At 64.1% G+C, this 22,718-nt stretch carries 20 protein-coding genes and 2 pseudogenes; 15 read left to right on the top strand and 7 right to left on the bottom strand.

Annotated elements, in window-relative coordinates:
• Positions 1-110 precede the first annotated feature (110 nt).
• The 5 genes from dnaK to clpB are packed head-to-tail and all read left to right on the top strand — an operon-like array spanning position 111 to position 6,372.
• Positions 111-1,997 carry a molecular chaperone DnaK gene (dnaK, locus tag AC3A6P_RS31550; protein ID WP_487696321.1) on the top strand — a complete coding sequence of 629 codons (1,887 nt, stop codon included), beginning with the start codon at positions 111-113 and terminating at the stop codon, positions 1,995-1,997.
• A 6-nt stretch (positions 1,998-2,003) separates the two neighbouring features.
• On the top strand, positions 2,004-2,528 hold the full coding sequence (locus AC3A6P_RS31545; RefSeq protein ID WP_487696320.1) for a nucleotide exchange factor GrpE: 525 nt from the start codon (positions 2,004-2,006) through the stop codon (positions 2,526-2,528).
• A gap of 6 nt (positions 2,529-2,534) precedes the next feature.
• On the top strand, positions 2,535-3,449 hold the full coding sequence (locus tag AC3A6P_RS31540; RefSeq protein WP_487696319.1) for a DnaJ C-terminal domain-containing protein: 915 nt from the start codon (positions 2,535-2,537) through the stop codon (positions 3,447-3,449).
• Positions 3,449-3,766 carry a chaperone modulator CbpM gene (locus tag AC3A6P_RS31535; protein WP_487696318.1) on the top strand — a complete coding sequence of 106 codons (318 nt, stop codon included), beginning with the start codon at positions 3,449-3,451 and terminating at the stop codon, positions 3,764-3,766. Before AC3A6P_RS31540 ends, AC3A6P_RS31535 begins: the two co-directional genes overlap by 1 nt.
• Positions 3,748-6,372 carry an ATP-dependent chaperone ClpB gene (gene clpB, locus AC3A6P_RS31530; protein WP_487696317.1) on the top strand — a complete coding sequence of 875 codons (2,625 nt, stop codon included), beginning with the start codon at positions 3,748-3,750 and terminating at the stop codon, positions 6,370-6,372. The genes AC3A6P_RS31535 and clpB overlap by 19 nt, the downstream gene beginning before the upstream one ends.
• Positions 6,373-6,482: 110 nt before the next feature.
• Here the strand turns inward: clpB and AC3A6P_RS31525 are convergent, their stop codons facing one another.
• Positions 6,483-7,511 (bottom strand): hypothetical protein, encoded by a 1,029-nt coding sequence (locus AC3A6P_RS31525; protein WP_487696316.1) that lies wholly within the window; start codon positions 7,509-7,511, stop codon positions 6,483-6,485.
• Positions 7,512-7,846: 335 nt separating this feature from the next.
• On the opposite strand from AC3A6P_RS31525, the gene trxA reads away from it, so the two are divergent.
• Genes trxA through AC3A6P_RS31505 form a run of 4 tightly spaced genes read left to right on the top strand, consistent with a single transcriptional unit; the run spans position 7,847 to position 11,336 of the window.
• Entirely contained in the window at positions 7,847-8,299 is a 453-nt protein-coding gene (gene trxA, locus AC3A6P_RS31520) for a thioredoxin (RefSeq protein WP_487696315.1), read from the top strand.
• A complete protein-coding gene (locus AC3A6P_RS31515) occupies positions 8,296-8,562 on the top strand; it encodes a UBP-type zinc finger domain-containing protein (RefSeq protein ID WP_487696314.1) in 267 nt (88 codons plus the stop codon). The genes trxA and AC3A6P_RS31515 overlap by 4 nt, the downstream gene beginning before the upstream one ends.
• The gene (locus tag AC3A6P_RS31510; protein WP_487696313.1) at positions 8,555-10,243 is read left to right on the top strand and encodes an FAD-dependent oxidoreductase; all 1,689 of its coding nucleotides are present in this window, start codon (positions 8,555-8,557) and stop codon (positions 10,241-10,243) included. The genes AC3A6P_RS31515 and AC3A6P_RS31510 overlap by 8 nt, the downstream gene beginning before the upstream one ends.
• Before the next feature lie 58 nt (positions 10,244-10,301).
• Positions 10,302-11,336: a hypothetical protein gene (locus tag AC3A6P_RS31505; protein ID WP_487696312.1), complete on the top strand. Its 1,035-nt coding sequence runs from the start codon at positions 10,302-10,304 to the stop codon at positions 11,334-11,336.
• Between the two features lie 380 nt (positions 11,337-11,716).
• Here the strand turns inward: AC3A6P_RS31505 and AC3A6P_RS31500 are convergent.
• A pseudogene (locus AC3A6P_RS31500) lies at positions 11,717-12,484 on the bottom strand (lipase family protein); the annotation flags it as partial.
• Between AC3A6P_RS31500 and AC3A6P_RS31495 the strand changes: the two are divergent.
• The gene (locus tag AC3A6P_RS31495) at positions 12,485-13,243 is read left to right on the top strand and encodes a fumarylacetoacetate hydrolase family protein (protein WP_487696383.1); all 759 of its coding nucleotides are present in this window, start codon (positions 12,485-12,487) and stop codon (positions 13,241-13,243) included.
• A gap of 36 nt (positions 13,244-13,279) precedes the next feature.
• On the opposite strand, the gene AC3A6P_RS31490 is transcribed toward AC3A6P_RS31495, so the two are convergent.
• Together AC3A6P_RS31490 and AC3A6P_RS31485 are read right to left on the bottom strand one after the other, a co-directional pair.
• Positions 13,280-13,609, bottom strand: coding sequence for an SDR family NAD(P)-dependent oxidoreductase (locus AC3A6P_RS31490; protein WP_487696311.1), 330 nt, complete (start codon positions 13,607-13,609; stop codon positions 13,280-13,282).
• A 61-nt stretch (positions 13,610-13,670) separates the two neighbouring features.
• A complete protein-coding gene (locus AC3A6P_RS31485) occupies positions 13,671-15,107 on the bottom strand; it encodes a DHA2 family efflux MFS transporter permease subunit (RefSeq protein WP_487696310.1) in 1,437 nt (478 codons plus the stop codon).
• 187 nt (positions 15,108-15,294) lie between these two features.
• On the opposite strand from AC3A6P_RS31485, the gene AC3A6P_RS31480 reads away from it, so the two are divergent.
• The 4 genes and pseudogenes from AC3A6P_RS31480 (at position 15,295) to istB (ending at position 18,607) form a co-directional block, all read left to right on the top strand.
• Complete coding sequence (locus AC3A6P_RS31480) at positions 15,295-15,768, top strand: winged helix-turn-helix transcriptional regulator (protein WP_487696309.1); 474 nt, start codon at positions 15,295-15,297, stop codon at positions 15,766-15,768.
• A 769-nt stretch (positions 15,769-16,537) separates the two neighbouring features.
• A complete protein-coding gene (locus AC3A6P_RS31475) occupies positions 16,538-17,476 on the top strand; it encodes a Mu transposase domain-containing protein (RefSeq protein WP_487696308.1) in 939 nt (312 codons plus the stop codon).
• Positions 17,425-17,772 (top strand): hypothetical protein, encoded by a 348-nt coding sequence (locus AC3A6P_RS31470; protein ID WP_487696307.1) that lies wholly within the window; start codon positions 17,425-17,427, stop codon positions 17,770-17,772. Before AC3A6P_RS31475 ends, AC3A6P_RS31470 begins: the two co-directional genes overlap by 52 nt.
• Positions 17,769-18,607, top strand: a pseudogene (gene istB, locus AC3A6P_RS31465) (IS21-like element helper ATPase IstB). The gene AC3A6P_RS31470 and the pseudogene istB overlap by 4 nt, the downstream one beginning before the upstream one ends.
• A gap of 100 nt (positions 18,608-18,707) precedes the next feature.
• Here istB and AC3A6P_RS31460 read toward each other — a convergent pair.
• From AC3A6P_RS31460 to AC3A6P_RS31450, 3 genes are all read right to left on the bottom strand, one after another.
• On the bottom strand, positions 18,708-20,036 hold the full coding sequence (locus AC3A6P_RS31460) for an FAD-dependent oxidoreductase (protein WP_487696306.1): 1,329 nt from the start codon (positions 20,034-20,036) through the stop codon (positions 18,708-18,710).
• A gap of 406 nt (positions 20,037-20,442) precedes the next feature.
• Positions 20,443-20,970 (bottom strand): DUF4383 domain-containing protein, encoded by a 528-nt coding sequence (locus AC3A6P_RS31455; RefSeq protein ID WP_487696305.1) that lies wholly within the window; start codon positions 20,968-20,970, stop codon positions 20,443-20,445.
• A gap of 823 nt (positions 20,971-21,793) precedes the next feature.
• Positions 21,794-22,477, bottom strand: a complete 684-nt coding sequence (locus AC3A6P_RS31450; protein ID WP_487696304.1) for a TetR/AcrR family transcriptional regulator — start codon at positions 22,475-22,477, stop codon at positions 21,794-21,796.
• Positions 22,478-22,628: 151 nt separating this feature from the next.
• On the opposite strand from AC3A6P_RS31450, the gene AC3A6P_RS31445 reads away from it, so the two are divergent.
• A partial coding sequence (locus AC3A6P_RS31445) for a hypothetical protein (RefSeq protein ID WP_487696382.1) occupies positions 22,629-22,718 on the top strand: 90 nt, incomplete at its 3' end.

The raw sequence follows: 22,718 nt of genomic DNA, 5'->3' as shown, positions 1-22,718 counted from the left end.
CTTTCACTCCGTCAGCGGCCTTCGGCAGGTACTACGAGGTCCTCGGCGACGTCGAGGTAGCCAACCGTGCGTTGCAAATTCTCACTACCGACCACCGAAAGGAACAGACGATGGCAACAGCGGTAGGAATCGATCTCGGTACAACGAACTCGGTGATCGCCGCCTGGCAGGGCGGGGAGCCGATTGTGATTGCCAACGCCGAGGGCGCGCGAACCACGCCCTCGGTGGTGGCCTTCACGGAAAACGGCGAGCGTCTGGTCGGGCAACTGGCCAGGCGGCAGTCGATCATGAACCCGGAAGGCACCATCTATTCGGCGAAACGATTCATCGGTCGCCGCTTCGATGAAATATCGGAGGAGGCCAAGGCCGTCAGCTTCCACGTCGTAGAGGGCGAGGGCGGCGCCGCCCGGTTCGACGTACGTGGCAGGCAATATTCGCCAGAGGAGATCAGCGCGCAGGTGCTGCGCAAACTCGTCGACGACGCGAGCAAGTTCCTCGGTGAGCGGGTCAAGGAAGCGGTGATCACCGTTCCGGCGTACTTCAACGACGCGCAACGCAACGCCACCAAGGATGCCGGCCGGATCGCCGGGCTGGATGTGCTGCGCATCATCAACGAGCCCACGGCCGCGGCGCTGAGCTACGGGCTGGACAAAAAAGGCCATGAGACTGTGCTGGTCTTCGACCTCGGCGGCGGGACGTTCGATGTCAGCCTTCTCGACGTCGGTGACGGGGTGGTCGAGGTTCGCTCCACCGCCGGTGATACCCATCTGGGTGGCGACGACTTCGACCGGCGGCTCGTGGACTATCTGGCCGACGAGTTCCAGCGCGAGAACAACATCGATCTGCGTAAAGATTCGCAGGCGCTGCAGCGGCTGTTCGAGGCGGCCGAGAAGGCGAAGGTCGAACTGTCCTCGGTCACACAGACACAGGTCAACCTGCCGTTTGTCACCGCCGACGCCAACGGCCCCAAACACCTCACCATGACCATCAATCGGTCGAAGTTCGATGAACTCACGCACGATCTGGTGGAACGCTGCATGGGTCCGGTCAAGCAAGCGATGGGCGATGCCAAGGTGACGGCCAACGACATCGACGAGGTCATCCTGGTCGGCGGGTCGACCCGCATCCCCGCCGTCCAGGCGCTGGTCCGCCGGCTCACCGGCGGCAAGGACCCGAACATGACCGTCAACCCCGACGAGGTGGTTGCCATGGGTGCCGCGATCCAGGCGGGCGTGCTCAAGGGCGAGGTCTCCGACGTCCTGCTGCTCGATGTCACCCCGCTGTCATTGGGTGTGGAGACCGCCGGTGGCGTGATGACCAAGATCATCGAGCGCAACACCACCATCCCAGCCCGGCGCAGTGAGGTGTTCAGCACCGCTGCAGACAATCAGCCGGCCGTGGATATCGTTGTACTGCAGGGCGAACGCGAGATGGCCAGGGACAACCGCGTACTCGGCAGGTTCAAGCTGGAAAACATCCGACCGGCCCCGCGCGGCGAGCCGCAGGTCGAGGTCATCTTCGACATCGATGCCAACGGGATCCTGCATGTCACCGCGCGCGATAAGGACACCGGCGCCGAGCAGAGCATCACCATCAGCGAGCAGTCGAACCTCGATCAGAGCGAGGTCGAGCGGATGCTGGCCGAGGCCGAGGCGCACCGCCGCGAGGACGAACAACTGCGCAGGCAGGTCGATGCACGCAATGAACTCGATTCGGTGGCTTATCAAGTCGAGCGCCGCCTCGGCGAGCTGGGCGACTCCGCCGCGCCACACGACCGGGCTCGCGCCGAGATGCTGGTGGCCGACGCTCGGCAAGCCATCAAGGACGAGGCCCCGCTGGAACGGGTGCAATCGCTGACATCGGAACTGCAGCAGGCACTCTACGGGCTGCAGCCCACCCCAGCCGGCGGCGAAAGGCAGCAGGAGCCGTTTGGTAACGGCCATGGCTCGCGAGTCGGTGACGACGACGTGGTCGACGCCGAGTTCGATCGGGGCTGAGCCGCCATGGTCAGTTCGACAGAACATTCGAAGACCAACGAGGACCATGGCGCGGTTGAGCAAACCCCGCCTGAAGCGGTTGCCTCCCAAGCCGATTCCGACGCCGAACTGGTCAAGCTCGAGGACCGTTGGCGTCGCGCGGTCGCGGATCTGGACAACCTGCGAAAGCGGTACGCCCGCGAACTGGACCGCGAACGAACAACGGAACGGGCCAGGGTGGCCGGTGCCTGGCTGCCCATCGTGGACAACTTGGAGCGGGCGATCGCGCACACCGGTGACCAATCCGACGCGGTCGTCGAGGGCGTGCGGAGCATTCTGGGGCAGGCGCTGCAGGTGCTCGAGCAGCTCGGTTATCCGCGCGATGCCCAGGCCGGGGTGCCGTTCGACCCGCAGCGCCACGAGGTGGTCGGTGTCGTCGAGCACGCTGACAAGACACCAGGGACAGTCGTGGAAGTGCTGCGCCCGGGTTACGGACAAGGCTCGACCCAGTTGCGGCCGGCAGCTGTGGTCGTAAGCCGACGCGAGGAGTGAGATCGGGTGGCGCGCGACTACTACGAGGCCCTCGGGGTGTCGCGGGACGCGACCTCCGACCAGATCCAGCAGGCGTTCCGCACGCTGGCCCGCAAGTACCACCCGGACGTCAACAAGGATCCGGCGGCCGAAGACCGGTTCAAAGAGGTCAATGAGGCCTACCAGGTGTTGTCGGATCCCGACACCCGCAAGCGCTACGACCGGTTCGGCGAGGACTTCCGGCAGGTTCCCGAGGACTGGGAGGAGCGAGCAGCTGCCAGTGCCGGTGGCTTCGGCGGCGCCGGGCGATCCGGCGCGCGGGTGCGCAACGCCCAGGGCTTCGGCGGTGCCGGCGGCGGCATCAACATCGAGGACCTTTTCGGCGACATGTTCGGCCGTGGAGGCGGATTCGGGCCGGTCCCCGGGGCTGACCAGGAAGCAGAGCTGGAACTGACCGTCGAGGAGGCCTACCGGGGAGGCAAACGGCAACTCTCACTGGACGGCCGCAACTACAGGGTCACCATTCCCGCCGGCGTCATCGACGGTCAGCGAATACGGCTGGCGGGAGAGGGCGGCCGGGGTAGCGGCGATGGGCCGGCCGGAGATCTGTACCTGAGGGTGCGCATCAAGCCGCATCCCCAGTTCCGGCTCGACGGACGCGACATCAGTGTTGATCTGCCGGTGTCGCCGTGGGAGGCGGTGCTGGGGATCACTGTCGCGGTCCGGACTCCCGGCGGCGAAGCGAAAGTCAAGGTGCCCCCAGGGTCCTCGACCGGTCGGAAGTTGCGTCTGCGCGGTGAAGGGATGCCCAATGCGCGGGGTCCCGCAGGAGATCTCTACGCCGAGATCAAGGTGATGGTGCCACCGAAACCCACTGCGCGGGAACGTGAGCTGTTCGAACAACTGGCGGCGGTGTCCACGTTCGACCCGAGGAGGGGATGATGACCGCACCACGTTATGTCCTGGCGCGGCGGCCCGGTATGCCACTCGACGTGTTCGCAACGCGCTGCGGATTGCATCCTGACATGGTGCGCCGACTGGTCGCGCTCGGCCTCGTCGCCTGCCGGCGGGATGCCCGCGGCGAGCCTTCGTTCGAACCGTCGGCGTTGGTGACGGTCGCGCGCATCCAGCGGTTGAGGACGGGTCTGGGACTGAACTACGCGGCAATCGGACTGGTGCTCGACCTGCTGGACCACATCGAAGAGCTGGAATCCACCTCTCGCGGAAGGAGGACATCATCGTGGACATCAACAAGCTGACGCAGAAGTCACAGGAAGCGTTGGCCGAAGCGCAGAGCATCGCGACCCGGATGGGTCATATCGAAGTCGACGGCGAACATCTGTTGATGGCGCTGATCGACCAGCCCGAGGGTCTGGTACCCCGGCTGCTGGACCAGGCGGACGCCGACGTCGCCGCGCTGCGCGCGGATCTGGACCGGGAGCTGAACCGCCGCCCCAGGGTATCCGGGCCCGGCGCAGCGCCCGGCCAGGTCACTGTCACCAGACGTCTGGCCAATCTGCTCGAGGCGGCCGGACGGGAGGCCAAGCGGCTCAAGGACGAGTACGTGTCCGTGGAACACCTCGTGATCGCCCTGGCCGAAGAGGGTACGTCGACAGCTGCCGGCAGAATCCTCGCCTCCCACAACGTGACCCGGGACTCGTTCCTGGCTGCACTGTCCAAGGTTCGGGGCAACCAGCGGGTTACCTCTGCGACCCCCGAGGGAGCGTACGAGGCGCTGGAGAAGTACGGCCGCGACCTGGTGGCCGAGGGCCGTGCCGGGAAACTGGATCCCGTTATCGGCCGGGATGCCGAAATCCGCCGGGTGATCCAGATTCTGAGCCGCAAGACCAAGAACAACCCGGTACTCATCGGCGACCCCGGAGTGGGCAAGACGGCCATCGTGGAGGGCCTGGCTCAGCGGATCGTGCGCGGCGACGTGCCAGAAGGGCTGCGGGACAAGACGATCTTCTCCCTCGACATGGGCTCACTGGTAGCAGGCGCGAAGTACCGGGGTGAGTTCGAGGAACGGTTGCAGGCGGTGCTGTCAGAGGTGAAGGCCGGCGAGGGACAGATCTTGTTGTTCGTCGACGAATTGCATACCGTGGTGGGCGCAGGAGCGGTCGAGGGTTCACTGGACGCGGGCAACATGCTCAAGCCGATGCTTGCCCGCGGCGAACTGCACATGATCGGTGCCACCACCTTGGACGAATACCGCAAGCACATCGAGAAGGACGCCGCCCTGGAGCGCCGGTTCCAGACCGTTCTGGTCGAGGAACCCGACGTCGAGGACACCATCTCGATCCTGCGCGGCCTGCGCGAGCGCCTCGAGGTCTTCCATGGCGTGCGTATTCAGGATGGGGCATTGGTGGCGGCCGCGACGTTGTCGCACCGCTACATCACCGACCGCTTCCTGCCCGACAAGGCGATCGACCTGGTGGACGAAGCGTGCGCACGGCTGCGTACCGAAATCGACTCCATGCCAGCGGAGTTGGATGAGGTAACCCGTCGGGTCACCCGGCTCGAGATCGAGGAGGCGGCGCTGGCCAAGGAGACCGACCCGGCGAGCGAGGCCCGCTTGGCCGAACTTCGCAAAGAACTGGCCGATCTGCGGGCCGACGCCGACGCCCGGCACGCACAATGGGATGCCGAACGACAGGCGATCCGGCGGGTACAGGAACTACGCGGACAACTCGAGCAACTCCGGCGCGATGCCGAGGAGGCCGAACGCAACTATGACCTCAACCGAGCGGCCGAATTGCGCTACGGCCAGATCACCGAACTGGAACGCAAACTGCACGCGGCCGAGGAGCAGCTGAGGTCCAAACAGGGCGACAAGCCACTGCTACGTGAAGTCGTCACCGAAGACGAGATCGCCGAAATCGTGGCCGCATGGACCGGCATCCCGGTTACGCGACTGCAGGAGGGCGAACGGGAAAAGCTGCTGCGACTCGACGAGATCCTCCACGAGCGGGTGATCGGCCAGGACGAAGCGGTCCAGGTGGTCGCCGATGCCGTCATTCGCGCTCGCTCCGGAATCCGGGACCCACGCCGCCCAATCGGTTCGTTCATCTTTCTCGGTCCCACCGGTGTCGGCAAGACCGAGCTCGCAAAGACATTGGCCGCTGCGCTGTTCGACAGCGAGGAGAACATGGTCAGGCTCGACATGAGCGAATATCAGGAGCGACACACGGTAAGCCGATTGGTCGGCGCGCCACCAGGATACGTCGGCTACGAGGAGGGTGGCCAGCTCACCGAAGCGGTGCGTCGCAAGCCGTACTCGGTGGTCCTGCTCGACGAGATCGAAAAGGCGCACGCTGATGTGTTCAACACCCTGCTGCAGGTGCTCGACGACGGCCGGCTCACCGATGCGCAGGGTCGCCAGGTCGACTTCCGCAACACCGTGGTCATCATGACCTCCAACATCGGATCGCTCCACCTGCTCGACGGCGTCACCACGGACGGCGAGATCAAGCCCGACGCGCGTGACCGGGTGATGGCCGAGCTGCGCGCACACTTCCGGCCTGAGTTCCTCAACCGCGTCGACGACATCGTGTTGTTCACCCCGCTGTCACTGCCGCAGCTCGAACATATCGTCGGTCTGCAGCTGGAAGAACTGCGGGAGCGGTTGGCGCAAAGGCAAATCGAGCTCGAGATCACCACCGAGGCGCGCCGGTTGATCGCCGGGCACGGCTACGACCCGGTGTACGGAGCACGGCCGTTGCGCCGCTACATTGCCCACGAGGTGGAAACCAAGATCGGCCGAGCCTTGTTACGCGGCGACATTGCAGGCGGTGGCAAGATCCGCGTTACCTCCGAAAACGGCGAGCTCACCGTGGATTATTCGGAACCGGCTCTGGTGGCCTGACGAAGGACGTGCCAAGAACGTGACCTCGAGGTCGGTGCGGAGAGTATCGCGCCGCGTCATGCGAAAGACTCCGTTACATAAGGGGATCGAACATAAGCGCTCAGTTGGCGCTACTCGTCGAACCGTTGCCGTTGCCGGATTCCGTAGGCGGCCGCCCTGACTCCGGCGTCGTCTTCGAGTCCTGATCCCAGCGCCCCGCCGACGGTAGAGATGGCGGCAACCAACCACCCGAGCGTCAAATAGTCCGCGATCGATACCGGATGACCGAGTGTTTGCTCAAAGACGTCCGGTCTCAGCGTCATACCGGCAGCGAGAAGAACTGAGACGAACAACGCCACATGGAGCACAGCGACGCCGATGCTCAGCGTGATCAGGGTCGCGATGTTGTAGAGCGTTGACCGCTCACGTTCGGCCGGGGACTCCGGACGCTCCCAGAGTTCGTGATCAAGGATCAACCAGGTGACCATTGCGCCGATGGAAAAGACAGTGGTCGCGCACATTCGCCAAGGACCCATCGTATCGGCGAACAGCCAGATCGTATCGGTTGCGAGCGCCAGCGCCGCGGAACCGAGCGCAACCACGAGCACCTTCGAGAGGCCGACGACCAACCGCCACGGCCGGTTGGCACGTACCATCCCAGCCAGCAGACGGAGTCGACGAAGGCCACGTGGAGCGAAGTAGCGGACTCCTTCGCGAATCTCTTGCGAGGTCAAGCGAGCGGCACTTCGTGGTTTCAGTTCTGGCTGTCTTGTCACCACGGCGATGGCCAGTACCACCAGATCCAACACACGGCGCGAGACCAGCGCGGCGCCCACCCCGGCGACGGAGATGAGTCCGAAGCCGTGCGCAGCACTGACCTCGGCGATCACTGGAATACGGTTGTCTCGGCGAGGCAAGTCAGTCATGTATATGACGACGTCAGCGTTTTCCCTCGACGGCTGCATTGATTCAATGACGTCAAGAAATGACGCTTGTTCGTCACGAAGATGCGGCTCGACGCGAACGGACGTGTCCCACCGCACCGATGGACTCCATCGGTCGCCGAGTTTGTTCGGCAGTGAATCGGCTGTGCGCTGGGCCAGTCGTGCCGGTACACCGGGATCGGCGATGAGCAAGATGGTGCACGTTCGACCGCTCATGCCGACTCCAGACGGTGGCGTCGAAAGCCACCGCCAAGCGATACCCGGTCGGCCAGCGTCGAAACGGAGAGGTCGCTTCCTCGGCGCACAAGCCCGTCCCCGAAGGACTGTCTGGCTGCCCTTCTTTCGCACTCGAGGGTCGATGCATGATCCGGTTCGCTTCAGCAGAGTGTGGTCGTGAGGGGGTTTGGTGAACGGAGCGCATCGATGGGGTCGCACGCCAGGACGACCCGGCGGCATTGCCGGCGGTGGCAAAAACCGCGTCAGTCTGGAGAATAACGAACTCGCCACAGGGTTTTCGAAACCGGTCATGGCGGGCTGGCAGGAGAGGTGTCATGGAATCTGACATCACGACATGTCCACACTGCGGAAAGCGCAATCGGGTACCAGCCGCGGCCACTGGAACGCCCCGTTGCGCCAACTGTCACCAGTGGCTGCCGTGGATCGCCACGGCCGGAGACGGGGATTTCACCGAAATCGTCGAAAGCTCGGCGGTACCGGTTCTCGTCGACGTATGGGCCACCTGGTGCGGTCCGTGCCGGACCATCAGCCCGGCACTCGAACAGCTTGCCACCGAGCGCTCCGGCCAGTTGAAACTCGTCAAGGTGGATGTGGACAAGGCGCCCGCGGTCGCCAGCCAATTCGCAATCCAGGCGGTGCCAACACTTCTGCTCATCAACGATCACAAAGTTCTGGGACGCCAATCTGGCGCATCTTCGGTTGCCGCGCTGAGACGCTGGCTTGACCAGGCACTGTCGGATAGCAACGTCACGGAGGCGCAGGCATGAAGACTTCCCCGACCGTGGATCCACATGTGGTGGCGATCCGCGAGGTGCGTCCACACACCGACGGCTGTGAGGACTGTCTTCGGCTGGGCACACCATGGGTGCACCTGCGGCTGTGCCTGACGTGCGGGCACGTCGGCTGCTGCGACTCGTCACCGATGCGGCACGCCCGGGCGCACGCGCACGCAGTCGGCCACCCCATCGTGCAGTCCATGGAGCCGGGAGAGGGCTGGCGCTGGTGCTATGTCCATGAGAACTATGTCTGAGGTCACCGTCGACCAGCGTGCCTCGACTCCGCTGGCGGAAACCCCCGATACAGACGGGGCGTACCCGCGACTGTCGGACGTCCAGGTGGCCATCCTCGAGGCAGGCGGTGCCCGGCGTAGCGTCGCCAAAGGTGAAACGCTGGTTCGCGAAGGTGAACGCTCCGATCACCTGTTCGTCGTCCTGTCCGGCAAGGTCGCGGTCATCAGTACCGACGATGCTGGCAATCGAAATGTGATCCGGGTCCATGGTCCGGGACGGTTCCTGGGTGAGTTGGGCGACCTCGAAGGTCAGGCCGCGTTTTACACCGCGGAAGTGATAGATCCCGGCGAAGTACTCGTAGTACCGACCGAGCGGGTACGCGCCTTGTGCGCCCACGATCCTGTACTCAGTGACCTCATCTTGCGCGCGTTTCTGTTACGCCGCTCGATGCTGATCAAGGAGGGCTCTGGATTGCGGATCATAGGATCCTCTTTTGATCCCGAGACCGTGCGGCTTCGAGAATTTGTGACTCGAAACAGACTGCCGCACCGATGGATTGACACTGAGCGTGATGAGCACGCAGAGCGGTTGTTGCAGCGGTTCGGCGTGCCGCCCCAAGACACGCCGGTGGTCATCTGGGGCGGTGAGGTGCTGCGTAACCCGAGCAACACCGACCTGGCCCGTCGGGTGGGCCTACCCGTAGCCGACACAGCGCCCGATGAATTCGACGTCGTGGTGGTGGGGGCTGGTCCGGCCGGCCTCGCGGCGGCGGTCTACGGCGCCTCGGATGGTCTGATCACCGCGGCAATGGAGCGAATCGCAACTGGCGGGCAGGCCGGAACCTCTTCGAGAATCGAGAACTACCTGGGGTTTCCGGGTGGTATCTCAGGTGCCGATCTAGCCGAACGGGCCGGTTTCCAGGCCGAGAAATTTGGCGCGCGGATCGTGGTCTCGGCGGAGGCCACCGGTCTGGAAACCGATGGCGGACAACATCTCCTTCGATTCGGTGACAAGACGTCAGTAACGGCGCGGGCAATAGTGCTCGCGATGGGAGCGCGTTATCGCAAGCTGGCCGTTCCCGGAATCGAAGCGTTCGAGGGTAACGGCGTGTACTACGCCGCAACCTGTCAAGAGGCGTTGATGTGTGGCACGGGCCCCGTCGTCATAGTCGGGGGCGGTAATTCCGCGGGCCAGGCGGCGATCTTCCTCGCCGCACGGGTTTCCCGGGTCCATGTACTGATCCGCGGTGCGGACCTCAATGCGGATATGTCCCGATATCTTGTCGACCAGATTGGCCAGCATCCCCGTATTACCGTGAGTGCGTGTACTGAGATCAGGGAAGTACACGGAGATGGCGTCCTCACGGCGGTGGTCGCGGAGGACAACCGATCCGGCGACCGTCATACGATCCAGGCCCGCGCTCTGTTCGTTTTCATCGGTGCCGATCCCAACACTGCTTGGCTCGCTGGCACAATCGAACTCGATGGCCGCGGCTACGTGACAACGGGCCAAGCCGCGCTCTATTCCGACGTCTACCAGCATCAGATAGACACACGACGTCGACCGATGATGCTGGAGACCTGTCGACCCGGCGTATTCGCCGCGGGCGATGTGCGTAGCGGTTCGGTCAAGCGGGTGGCGTCCGCAGTCGGTGAAGGGTCTATGGCAATCCGCCAAATCCACGAGTACTTCGGGACCTGACACACGCCAACACGAACGGATGTGTTTTGCCGGTTTTGGGCCGGGTATGCGAACGGGAATGAAACCTGAGCTGCCGTCCATCCTGCTAGTCGCTGATCCCGGCGCTCCGGTAGGGATTGCGGAGCGTCTTTCTGGTTCCCTGCCGACGACTCTGACGAAACACGTGTCGCGAGAAGGCACGTGGGCGATGACTACGCGACGCCACGCATATCCTGTCGATGAGCAAGCCGACGTCCTGGAGGTGGTCCGTGCCGTCGACCCGGCGGGGGAGTCCCAGGACATCGTGATCTACCTGACCGACCTGCCACGGCGTCTCGGAACATTGCCGGTGGTTGCCGACATCAGCGTTGACAACCAGTTCGGAATGATCTCCGTCCCCGGTGCCGGCGGATTGTTCATCGACCGCCGGGTGCGGAACGCGGCGCAGACGGTCGTGGCCGAGATAGCGGGGCTGCCGGACAAAACACACCGATCCATGAAGCAGCTGACGCGGATGCAGGACCATGATGTGGTCCGCTATGTCGCATCGACCACTCTGTCGCGGTTGCGGCTTCTTTCGGGCATGGTTTACGCCAACCGCCCGTGGCGGCTGGTGGCTGGTATGTCCAAGGTGATCATGGCTGCGTTCGCCACTGGGGCGGTCAGCCTCGCGTACCCGACCATATGGCAATTGTCCGACACCATGGGCCCTTGGCGATTGGGCGCGGTGACGATGTTGGCGACCGCCGCCATGATCGCATGGCTCATTCTCGACCACGAACTCTGGGAACGGCCGCGGTCCCCCGACGAGCGCCAGCGCGCGGTGTTGTACAACGCAGCGACGGTCATCACCTTGACGGTTGGCGTTGCCATCTTCCACCTAGGGCTTTTCATCCTGCTTCTGCTGACCGCGTGGTGGACGCTTCCGCCACAACTGGTCGCCGACAACATCGGCCATTCCGTCGATTTCCCAACGCTATTGAGGATGGCTTGGCTGGTCTCGGCAGTGGCGACGCTGGGTGGCGCCCTGGGATCGGGAATGGAGGACGATGAGGCTGTGAAAGAGGCAGCGTATGGGGTTCGACAACGCCAGCGATTCGACAAATCGAACTGATCCATGGGGGCCGCGCCTCTCTTGCGTTGCCCCACATCGGGGTTGCTGCTGAAATCGCAAGGGCGCCCCAGTGCAGTCCCCGCCGATCTGATCCAGGTACGGGACGGTTACCGGAATTGGTGCGGCGCCGGCGCTTCGATGGTATCCACCTCCAAGCTGCGTCCGATTACAGTTTCGGCGCTGTCCTGGCGGGTTCCGCAGCGCGAGATCGCCTCACCGAACATATTCTGGTGGTGCTCCAGAACCCATTGAGGCACAAACACATTCAGCCAGGTAAAAGGTGCGCCTTGGAGCAGCTGATACGCCAACCCCGTGTATAAGAAGTCGCGGGAAAGCTCGGTAGAGTCGAGCACTGGGGTCGTCATGTGCACGGTGGATCTTCAGAACTGGCCACAGTTGGAGGTGGTCGGGAGTTCGGCGAAGCGGTCGGCAAGCCATCGGAGGGCGCGGGGTGCGTCGACGACGATGGGGAATGCGTGATTGAGGATCAGCTTGTTGAACAGCGGTGGTTGTTCGTTGGTGAAAAATTCGACGTCGGCGCCCTGTGCGCACCAGTCACGGCCGAGCTGGTTGGCGGGCACGAAAGGCACCAGGGGGTCGTAACGGTTGCTGACGATCAACACGGGTGCATCTGGTTTGAGGCGGCCGATGCGTTGCTGGTCGAAGAGACTCTTGAAGGGTTCCTGGGTGGCGGCGGCGGCAATGTCGACGGCGAAGTAGCGCTGGACGTGGCGGAAGGCAAAATTTGCCATAGTTTCTGCCAGGCATTGGTTTTGGGTCTTGGCGAGGAGGTCCTTGCCGTCGGCAGTCAGAGCCTGGTGGATGGTGTCGGCGAATTCAGGATAGGACGCTGCCGCCGAATTGAGGACGTAGCCGAGGATTCCTGCGGTGACACTGCCGTCAAGGGAAGGGAGAAGGCCGGATAGGTCGGCCGGTGGCGCTCCGGCGTAAGTACCCACGATGTGCAGGTCGGGAGCGTAGCTGGGCGCTAGTTCGGCGGCCGCACCGGATGCCGCACCGCCTTGGGAGTAGCCGTAGAGCGCGACAGGTCCGTCGGGGTCGAGTCCGGTGTCGGGTAGCTGGAGTGCGGCGCGGGCGGCGTCGAGGACGGCATGGCCGGAGGCAAGTCGGTTGACGTAGGTGTGCACCTGCCAGGGCTCCGAGAAATCGGCATCCACACCTCCATCGACACCCTCGCCGCAGCACCACGAAGCAGCAGTGCCATCGCCGCCGACAGCGTCACCCTGTTGCCCGTCGTCCCGAACCCGTCAAAAATCCTCTGCGTCGGACTCAACTACCGAGACCACCTCCCCGAGCCCGACCGAAACCTACCGACGTATCCGGTGATGTTCCCGAAATACGCATCCAGCCTGATCGGTGCCTTCGACGACATCGTGCTGCCGCCGGAGTCGATGCAGGTTGATTACGAGGGTGAACTCGCGATCGTCATCGGGCGCCGTGGCCGCAGGATCGCCGAGCGCCATGCCCTCGATCACGTACTCGGATACTCCACCGCCAACGACGTCACCATGCGCGACTTCCAATACAAGAGCCACCAATGGATTCAGGGTAAAGCCTGGGACACAAGCACACCCATCGGGCCTGCCGTCGTCACGCCCACCGAAGTAGACGCAGCTGGAACCGGCATCCGCACCATCCTCAACGGGGAGAAGGTCCAAGAATCCGACCTCTCCCACCTGATCTTCTCCATCGCGACCCTGATAGCGACCATCTCGGTGTTCACCACCCTGCAACCGGGCGACATCATCCTCTCCGGAACGCCCAGCGGCGTGGGATATCGACGGGAACCGCAACTATTCCTGCGTCCCGGCGACACCGTCAGTGTCGAAATCGACGGCGTAGGTGCATTGGTCAACTCGGTGGTCGCGGAGCAACCGGGGATATAGTGGACGAGCGACACTCTGATTTTGTGGCCGCGGACTTCAAGGTCGACGGACTCGGAGTAGCCCGACGGCATGTTCGGTCGCGCTGTGGGCGGCCATGTAAGGGGCAGGCATGAAGCCGAAGATGGAGTGTCCGCCTCCCTGGGCCCGCATGTGTGGCAGTACGGCGTTGGTCATCCGGATGACACCGAAGACGTTGATGCCGAACAACTTCTGTTGTTGCGCTATCGAGTTCTCCTCGGTGGCGCCGGCCAGTCCCATGCCGGCGTTGTTGACCAGGACGTCGATGCGCCCGAACTCGGCGATCACACCCTCGACGAGCGCGGCGACAGATTTGTCATTGGTGACGTCGAGATCACGGAGTGTCACGCCGCGGCGTCACACTCCCTGCGTATCTGATTTGTTCCTGACATGGTGTGCGATGGTGTGGTCACGGGGTTCTCAGCGGACTCTCGTGGTGCGGTCCTCGTAAAAGCCTGTTTGTCAACGAGTTGCGATATTCCACAACGGTCAAGGCGAGGCCGACGACGGCACTGGTGGCTCCGGCCGCGGCCAGAAGCGCCCAGCCGGAGCGGATGGAGGCGAACTCCGTAGGGGCGCTCGCGATGTGGGTCCCCACCACGGTGACGATCAGTGCGATGCCGAGTACCGAGCCGACCTGTCGGGCGGTGTTGATGAACGACGAACCCGAACCCCAGCGTGGTCCCGGCAGCGCGGACCCCACGACGGAGGACAGGGTGGGCAGGATCAGCCCGACCCCCAGCCCGGTCAGCAGCTGACCGGGCAGCAGACCGCCCAGGTAGTTCTCCGACGGTCCGAGCCGCAACAGCCACCAGAGCGCACCTGCCATGAAGCTCAGGGCGCCCAGAGTGGCGACAGCTCCGATTCCCAGCCGTGCGGCAAGACGATTCGCCAGTCGGGCGACGACGACAACAACAACCGGGCCGGCCGCGAGCCCGAGGCCGGCCGCCTGAGCCGACCAGCCCCAGGTGGAAGTGAGGCACAGCACGTTGACCAGGAGCATGCCGGCGAATCCGCATGAGAACGCCAGCATCATGACCGTGGCCAGCGCGAACTGGGGAACACGCAGCACCGCAAGATCCAGCGCGGGCACCGGATGGCGGCGCGAACGTAGGACGACTGCGGTCATGCTCACCACAGAAACGGCGAGTGAGATGATCACTACCGTTGCGCCCCAGCCTCGCTCGGGAACCTCGACCAATGCGTAGGCCAGCGCACCGACTCCGAGCACCAGGAAGGCAGCGCCGAACAGATCGGGTCGTCCGATCGGCGCGATGTCGGATTCCCGGAGAATGCGTGCCGCGGCCACCACGGTGACGATGCCGATCGGGACGTTGACGAGGAACACCCACTGCCATCCCGCGGCGACGAGCAGGCCGCCCAACGGCGGTCCGAGTGCGGCTGCGACCGCTCCTACCGACGCCCATATCCCGACCGCTTTCGCGCGCCGTTCCGCAGGCCAGGCGTTCAGTAGCAACGACAATGAGGTCGGCGTGATCAGGGCAGCCCCGACACCTTGCACAGTTCTGGCGGCCACCAGTGCCCACAGGGTGGGCGCCAGCGCGCAGGCCGCGGACGCGATGGTGAAGATCACCAGCCCGATGAGGAAGACACGCCGGTGGCCGGAGCGGTCGGCGAGGCGGCCGGCCAGAGCCAGAACCGCAGCGAAGACGACGGTATAGCTGTTGAGGACCCAAGACATCTGCCCGAAGTCGGCGTCCGCAAAGTCAGCGCTGATGGCGGGGAAGGCGATGTTGACGATGAACAGGTCGAGCGTTGCCAGGAAAGCGGCTGATGACGTGATCGCAAGGACGGCGCCCGGTCGGCTGTTGGCTGAGGTGGTCATTCCATCGCCCCTACCAGCCGCATCGCGGTAAGCCCTCCCGGAGCTGGAGGTCGGTGTCGATCGCGGTGGGCTCCTGCGGTCACGCGCAATCTCCTCAGCTCGGTGCCACCTCTGGCTGTGTCTGTTGCTAGTCAGACCCTAGGGGTCTGACTTTACTGATGGCAAGTCAGCTGTCACCATGGTGGCTATGTCCTCGATAACACTCACTGGCCGGCTCAGCGACCGCGATGCCTGGTCGGCGGACGGCTGCTCCGTCGCGGCGGCGCTGGATGTCGTCGGCAGGCGCGCCAGCCTGTTGCTCTTGCGTGAGGCGTTCTACGGCGCGCACCGCTTCGACGAATTCTCGCGGAGGGCCAAGCTCAGCGAGAAGATCACCGCCGCCCGGCTGAAGGAGCTCGTCGAGGAGGGTTTGCTAGAGAAGCGGCCCTACCACGAACCCGGCCAACGCGGGAGGGAGGCGTACCACCTCACCGAGAAGGGCGAGGACTTCCTACCCGCGCTGCTGGCACTCATGCGATGGGGGGACCGCTGGGTTCGTGCCGACGGAGGAAAAGTGAAGATGGCGCACTCCGTGTGTGGGGCACCCGTTGAGGTGGAGATTCGTTGTGGTGCAGATCATTCCGTATCGGTCGCGGATATCGAGGCCGCACCACGAAGGTGAGGTGTCAACTCTTGGACAACGTGCTGCAGTGCGGACGCCCCGCCACGCGATCGCCCGCGAAAGGCGCCTCGCGTGCCCGAGGATGCGTTTTGTGTGAAGGCTGACTGGCTGCCAGGGGCGCATGGACCTCGCGACGCGGCTATGGGTGCAGGGACGCTTGCTGAAGCTCGTGAGGCCGACACGTCGGGATCGGCCGGATAAGTTCTGGTGTCGGCACGAGACTCCGGTCCAAGGCAACTCCCTGCAGGTGGCATCGACGGTGGCATGGCTGAGCTGGCCGATGTGGTCGGTCCGCTGCGCGATTGGCGTTGAGATCATTACCGGCGTGGGTAACGCGAGTCGCCTTCCCGCATCGCTCATGCGGGCTCTGCGCAACCAATCATCCGCCCACACTCAAGCTCCGCGTATGCCAGCACGAAACACGGTGACCGAAGCCGCGGTGAATTGATATCAACATCCGAGACCACCAGCCGAGCCCTCGAACGTTGCGGGCCGGAGGTGAAGCGACCTAACCCTGTGAGCTGGCGCCCTCGACCACCAATCTCCCAGACGAGGGTCGACCAAAGGTACCGAACGGAAAAGATTGTGCTGCAACAACGGTGACCTCCAACCGGCAATCAAGACCGTGCTGATTGGTCGCCATACAAGACTGGTGGTAGCGCTCGACGCGTCGAGGTCGATGAGAGCTGAACTGATACTCAGGGGATCAGGATGGTCGCGCCGTGGGGAGATTCTGGCCGAGTCGGGCCGAGCGCCGGTCGAGGTGTTCGTGCCGCAGTCGCACCGGCCTGGTGATGAGGCAGAGGTCGACCTCGGCGATGTGGTGATCGAGCTGCGCGGGCAGCCGGTTACGTGCACGTTGTTCTCGCTGCGGCTGTCGTTCTCCGGCCGCGCGGTGCATCGGGTGTTCCTGTCTGCCGGCCAGGAAGCGTTCCTGGAGGGCCACGTGCACGCCTTTGAGGTTCTGGGCGGGGTTCCGTTCGGCCGGATCCGGTACGACAACTTGAAGTCGGCGGTCTCGGCGGTGCTGGGTCTGTCGCGGCACCGCGTGGAAAACGACCGTTGGGTGGCGTTTCGCTCCCACTACGGCATCGAGGCTTTCTACTGTCAGCCAGGCGTCGAGGGCGCTCACGAGAAGGGCGGGGTGGAAGGCCAGATCGGCTGGTTCCGACGCAATCACTTCGTGCCGGTCCCCCAGGTCGAGTCAATCGCCGAACTCAACGCGATGACCGGCAAGTGGGACGCTGATGACCTGGACCGCCGTATCGGCGCTCGGGTCCGTACCGTCGGTGAACTGTTCACCGTGGAGGCGCCGCTGTTGGTGCCGCTGCCTGATGCTGCGTTCGAGACGGGCCGTTGGTTCAACTTGCGGGTGGATCGGCACAGTCAGATCACGGTGCGCACCAATCGGTATTCGGTGCCGGTGCGGTTCGCTGGCCGCCAGGTGCGGGTGCAGCTGCATGCTTCGCATCTGGAGGTGTACTGCGACCGCCAGTTGGTCGCGACCCATGAGCGCCTGCCGGGGAAGGCCGAAACCCGCCTGCAGTTGGATCATTACCTGGAGATCCTGCTGCGCAAGCCTGGCGCTCTGCCGGGATCGACGGCGCTGGAGCAGGCCCGCGCGGCCGGGCGGTTCACCCCGGTGCACGACGCCTGGTGGGCCGCGCCCGCAAGACCCACGGCGACGCCGCCGGCACCCGCGAACTGATCGGGGTGCTGCTCGCGCACCGCCATCTACCGCACGAAGTGCTGGTGATCGGGTTGGCCCGGGCCCTGGCCGCAGGTGCGTTGACCGCTGATTCGGTGGTGTTGGAAGCGCGAAAGGCCGCTGAGGACAACACCTCTGAACATTCCGATGAACACTACGAGTCCGATGCCGAGGTGGTGGCGTCGCTGACCGCATCGCGGCTGGCCGCGTTGCCCACCGATTCCCGGCCGCTGCCCTCGGTCGCGGCCTACGACACTCTGCTGCGCAACCCCAGGAAGGACACTGCCACGCCATGACCACCACGACTCCTGTGAGCACCAGCCTGCCGCACCGGCGCGGACTGACCGAACAGGCCTCCGGCGCTGCGGTGGAGCAGGCCTGCCGGATGCTGCGCCTGCCCACGATCCGCGCCAACTTCGCCGAATTGGCCGACGAGGCCGCCGCCGAGCAGATGTCCTATCGGGGATTCCTGGCTGAACTGTTGATGGCCGAATGCGACGACCGCGCCCGGCGCCGGGCTGCTCGGCGGATCAAAGGCGCTGGGTTTCCCCGCGATAAGTCGTTGCGGACCTGGGACTTCGACGCGAACCCGCACGTCGATGCCGCCACCGTGCACACCTTGGCTAAATGCGAATGGGTCAAGAAAGGGTTGCCGCTGTGTTTGATCGGCGACTCCGGCACCGGCAAGAGCCATCTGCTGATCGCGTTGGGCACCGAGGCGGCGATGGCCGGCTACCGGGTCAAATACACGCTGGCCACCAAGCTGGTCAACGAACTCGTCGAAGCCTCGGACGACAAACAGTTGTCCAAGACCATCGCCCGCTACGGCCGCGTTGATCTGCTCTGCATCGACGAGCTGGGCTACATGGAACTCGACCGTCGCGGCGCCGAGCTGCTGTTCCAGGTTCTCACCGAACGCGAAGAGAAGGCCTCGGTGGCGATCGCCTCCAACGAAAGTTTCTCCGGGTGGACCAAAACGTTCACCGACCCACGGTTGTGCGCAGCGATCGTGGACCGACTCACCTTCGGCGGCAACATCATCGAACCGGCACCGACTCCTTCCGCCTGGCTCACACCCGTGCCAAGGACACCCCAAGGTCACCGACAGTCCCGGCCTCTGACCGTCCGTAGCCGACGACCAGGAATGGGAATTGGCACGGATCGCTTGCCGGTCGAAGTGACGTTCACCTACGGCTGGGCCGAGGCATTAACCACCGCGGCTGCACCGCCCCTACTGCGCGCACTCAGTGCGCGTCTGACGATGGAGGGACGCATCAAACAGCGGCGGTGCATCCACCAGCCAGGCAACTCGCATGAACGCCTCCATCACCGTCGGGTCGCTTTCGGCCGCGGTCAAAACCCGTTCGAGGTACGGGTTGATCAGCCGTGTCGACAGCGGTGGTGACCCGTCGACCTCCGGTAGCGACAGATCATTGCCAATGACCTGCTGCCAGGCCTGCCGAATCGGCTTGGCGGCGCTGCGATAAAAGCGCCGTGGCAGGCGCGTTGTTCCGCGTGCCAAGCAGTCACGCAAAGCGAGCGCCTGCAACGCGGCCACCGTCATGCCTTGTGCGTATACCGGATTGAAACTACAGACCGCATCTCCCAAGGCGACTAAACCTTCAGGCACGCGGCGGAGGCGGTCATAGCGGTACCACCGGCTCGACGGATAGCGGTGCTGCGCGGTCGGACCCAGCGGTGTTGCCGCACGCAGGGCCGCAAGCGCGTAATCAGGCAACATAGCTGCGGCGAAGCCATGGAACTCTGCGAAGGTGTCGGGTGGTTGGCTGCCCGCCATGCCCGACAGAGTGAGCATCCAGGTGTCGTTCTCACAGCGCGCCCAGGCGAGTCCAGTAGGTCGCCCCGGTACCGGGGTGATCAGGAAGACCATCTCGCGCAACATGTTCGGCGGTACACGCAGCAGCTGACTGGAGTACTTCAGGTGCACAGTCAGCTTGTCTTCGGCGGGGCGCTGATAGCCCAGACGTTCGAGGATGGCTGGCGTCCGCGCGCCCCGGCCCGATGCGTCGACGACCAGATCGGCCCCCAATGTCGATTCGGTACCGCCAGCGTGGGGTGCGACCCGCACGCCGGTCACCCGATCGTGGGACGGTGTGGACGTCACGTCGACCACATCATGGCCGTCGAGGAGTTCCACGTTGACCAAGGACCGCACACGCCGGCGAATGTGAGTTTCGAGGAAGGGTCTGCTCGGTCCGTAGATCCCGAGCTGCCGGGCGTCTCCAGCGCGTGCGAGCACGTGACCGTTCATGCACAGATACATCCGCGACAGATCGGCCCCGTCGAAGTGTTGCGCTCCGTCGGCGACGAGTTCATCGAGAATCCCGGGTAGCAGGTCGTCGAGGATCTGGGAGCCGCGCATCAATAAGCCGTGCAAATGACGTGCCTGAGGTGCGCCACGGCGCACCTCAGGTGAATCACCAAGTTCGTCTCGTTCCACTACGGTCACCGAGTCAAAACGGTCGGCAAGTACGCTCGCCGCCAGCAGGCCCGAGATGCTCGCGCCCAGTACCACGGCCCGTTCCCCGACCATGCCCATGCAGCCCCCCTCGCGATGGTGGAACTATCGGTCACCTCGCAACGAGAATGCGGCATTTCCCAAGAGTCCGCGCCCAGACTCGGCCGTGCGGTCGCCCGCCATCGCCAGTCCACCGGAGCGGCGCACGTGTCGATGACGTCCAGGATGTGGCCGCCGGGTGAGTTGACGTCGATGCCGCGGTTCATAAACACCATCCGCGTTCGCCAGACGGTATTGGGAGGCCTACAACACGATCCGCCCTGGGCAACCGAGCTCCAACGACTCCCGAATTCGTGATCAATCCGGCTCGCTGCGAACCGTCGACGACTCCCGAATTGGTGATCAGTCGACTCCCGAATCCGCGGTCAAAATCACTCCAGTGCCCGGTGAGCGTCAGCGGCGTCTTGCAGGCGATACTCGCTGCTGCCTATTCCGTGTGACCACCTGGGTGACGTGCTGCGTTCGGCGTCTCGGGGGGTAAGCCCACCGACCGAGCCGGCTCTGCATGCCGACGGCCCAGGACGATCCCGAGCGCGAGCATCCCGGCGGCCAAACCCAGGTGCAACCAGTTGTCGGCGTTGTTCACCGGAACAAAGTTCATCGAACTGTTGTGGTCGATGACGAGTCCGTAGAGAAACAGAACCAGGTAGATCACGCCGCCGCCGATGAGGTAGGCCCGCGCCGTGTCGAACGTGCGGGCCAGCGCCACGCCAGCTACACCGAACGCAAGATGCACGATGTTGTGCAACACCGAGACATTGAAGATTCCGAACAGCGCGGCCTCAGAATGATGGCCGGCGAACGTGAGTTGGTCGTAGTTGGTTGTGATGCCGGGTATGAAACCCAGCACACCTACTAGAAGGAACACCGCGCCTACGGCGAGGGCACCCTTCTGCACAGGAGTTCGCCTGACCTCAGTGGGGGTAGGTGTGGGGACAGCGTTCGATGCAGGCATCGGTTGATTCCTTAGATGAAAGTGGGTCGACCCGGCAACGTTTCCCAGCGGCTAGAGGAATGTCCGGCGACTTGATGCGGTTACCCCGCAACTTGCCCTGCAAACGCCAGAACCACATGTCGTCCTCGTAGGACTTTCCCTGAAACCGTTGTGCAGAGAGTAATTCGCTCTCACGAGGTATCTAGGTGAGACCCCTGGCGTCGGCACGCGATCAACGCTTCGCCCGCGGGACAAGCCAAAAGACGGTCAACGAGTCCCGTCAGGCGCCGTAGGAAGCGGGGAGTGGGGATCGCGACACTGTCCACGAGGGCGAGGAAAAATGAGCTGCCGTGAGAGGAGAAGTATGCACAGCGCCAAGCGCGGGGCCCCGGCCTGAGGCAGTCGCCTGAGAGCCATCGCGAGTGGTGGATTGAGGAGCAGGAAGCACGCAGTGACGACCGGTTCTTGCCCCACGCACCTGCTTCGCCTTGAGGGTTCAATGGCAATGCCGGTCGGCCGCGACGTTCACCGCCACATGCACTTCTCTGCTGATAACGAGGCGAGGTAGTCCTCGGCCCGGTCTCGTGACCTCGGGGTGTAAACACTGATGTTAGGCCGAGTCGCACGTTGGGCGGCACCGATTGCTGAAGGGCAGGTATCCGCGAGGCATGATGTTTCGGCCGCGGTTATTGAACCCTTCACGCGGGTTACCCGCCGTCAGGTTGACCTCACCCGCATGTCGGCAGGTCTGCGGTGATCTAGGAAAGCCTTGTGCTGCATGCAAACTCCCGTCGTGACGAAGTGCGCACACGGACGGTGCCGCTGTTGTGCTCGAGACTGCGGGTCACGCCTTGGACGGTGGGTTGTCCGCATCGGACTCTTCCAGCGCCCGACGTAAACGCGGGACGACGGACTCGAGTGACTCCTTTGTGGAGAAGGCGATGACGGCGGTGTGAGAGTCGGCGCCCGACTGGGCGGTGGTGGCCACCTTTGCCAGTGCTTGGGCGAGTTCAGTCCGTGGCTCTGCGCATTCCCCCCGAAGCCAGCGCCGAAGGACAAAGTTGTGCGCTGACACCACGGCGTTCGCGAACAGTTCAGCACTGAGTTCTGTATTCCACCCTGCGGGCTCGGAACGCTTGAGATGTTTGGCGAACAAGCGGACGTACTGCGCCACCGTTGAAACCTCGTAATCCTTCAGTGCCGGCACCGAGCGGGTGAGCCGGTACCTTGATCGCGCGAGGTCGCCCTCTGCCAGGTAGTGGTCGAATACGTCGGTGGCCACTTCGATGACGGCGGTCTTCATGCTGGGGCCGCGCGCTTCGGACAGGGTGCGCTGAGCCCGCGCGAGCAGAGCGTCGTGGTCAGGAAACACGAGTGCTTCTTTGGATCCGAAATGACGAAACAGCGTCGTGCGGCCTACTTGTGCACGCGCAGCAATGTCGTCGACGCTCGTCGCCGAAAATCCGCGCTCTTCGAAGAGCGCGAACGCTGCTACCACCAGGCGGTCCCGAATCGATTGCGCAGCCATAACCCGCCCTCCTACTTGCCAGGTACTCAGTACCTGTGTCATGGTACTCAGTGCCGCAGTCCAACGGGCGGCGCCACTCGCTTGCCATACGTTCAACACGCGGCTCGCCGTCGGACGCGCGCCGCCAGCACGATTCTTCGAGGAGTTTCCCGTGGCCGGTAATCCGTCATTTGATTTGTTTGCGTTGCCGGAGGAGCACGACGAGTTGCGTGCGGCGATCCGGGCGCTCGCGGAGAAGGAG

The organism is Mycobacterium sp. Soil_C_30 (assembly GCF_057656995.1).
Note: the sequence above shows the minus strand (reverse complement) of the source record. Positions and strands in the feature narration are given on the sequence as shown.

Bases quoted from the DNA above. Each gene is read 5' to 3' on its own strand.
- AC3A6P_RS31535 (WP_487696318.1), top strand. From the start codon at position 3,449: ATGACCGCACCACGTTATGTCCTGGCGCGGCGGCCCGGTATGCCACTC.
- AC3A6P_RS31505 (WP_487696312.1), top strand. From the start codon at position 10,302: ATGAAACCTGAGCTGCCGTCCATCCTGCTAGTCGCTGATCCCGGCGCT.
- AC3A6P_RS31515 (WP_487696314.1), top strand. From the start codon at position 8,296: ATGAAGACTTCCCCGACCGTGGATCCACATGTGGTGGCGATCCGCGAG.
- AC3A6P_RS31450 (WP_487696304.1), bottom strand. From the start codon at position 22,477: ATGGCTGCGCAATCGATTCGGGACCGCCTGGTGGTAGCAGCGTTCGCG.
- AC3A6P_RS31455 (WP_487696305.1), bottom strand. From the start codon at position 20,970: ATGCCTGCATCGAACGCTGTCCCCACACCTACCCCCACTGAGGTCAGG.
- AC3A6P_RS31510 (WP_487696313.1), top strand. From the start codon at position 8,555: ATGTCTGAGGTCACCGTCGACCAGCGTGCCTCGACTCCGCTGGCGGAA.
- AC3A6P_RS31480 (WP_487696309.1), top strand. From the start codon at position 15,295: ATGTCCTCGATAACACTCACTGGCCGGCTCAGCGACCGCGATGCCTGG.
- AC3A6P_RS31460 (WP_487696306.1), bottom strand. From the start codon at position 20,036: ATGGGCATGGTCGGGGAACGGGCCGTGGTACTGGGCGCGAGCATCTCG.
- AC3A6P_RS31545 (WP_487696320.1), top strand. From the start codon at position 2,004: ATGGTCAGTTCGACAGAACATTCGAAGACCAACGAGGACCATGGCGCG.
- dnaK (WP_487696321.1), top strand. From the start codon at position 111: ATGGCAACAGCGGTAGGAATCGATCTCGGTACAACGAACTCGGTGATC.
- AC3A6P_RS31525 (WP_487696316.1), bottom strand. From the start codon at position 7,511: ATGAGCGGTCGAACGTGCACCATCTTGCTCATCGCCGATCCCGGTGTA.
- AC3A6P_RS31485 (WP_487696310.1), bottom strand. From the start codon at position 15,107: ATGACCACCTCAGCCAACAGCCGACCGGGCGCCGTCCTTGCGATCACG.
- trxA (WP_487696315.1), top strand. From the start codon at position 7,847: ATGGAATCTGACATCACGACATGTCCACACTGCGGAAAGCGCAATCGG.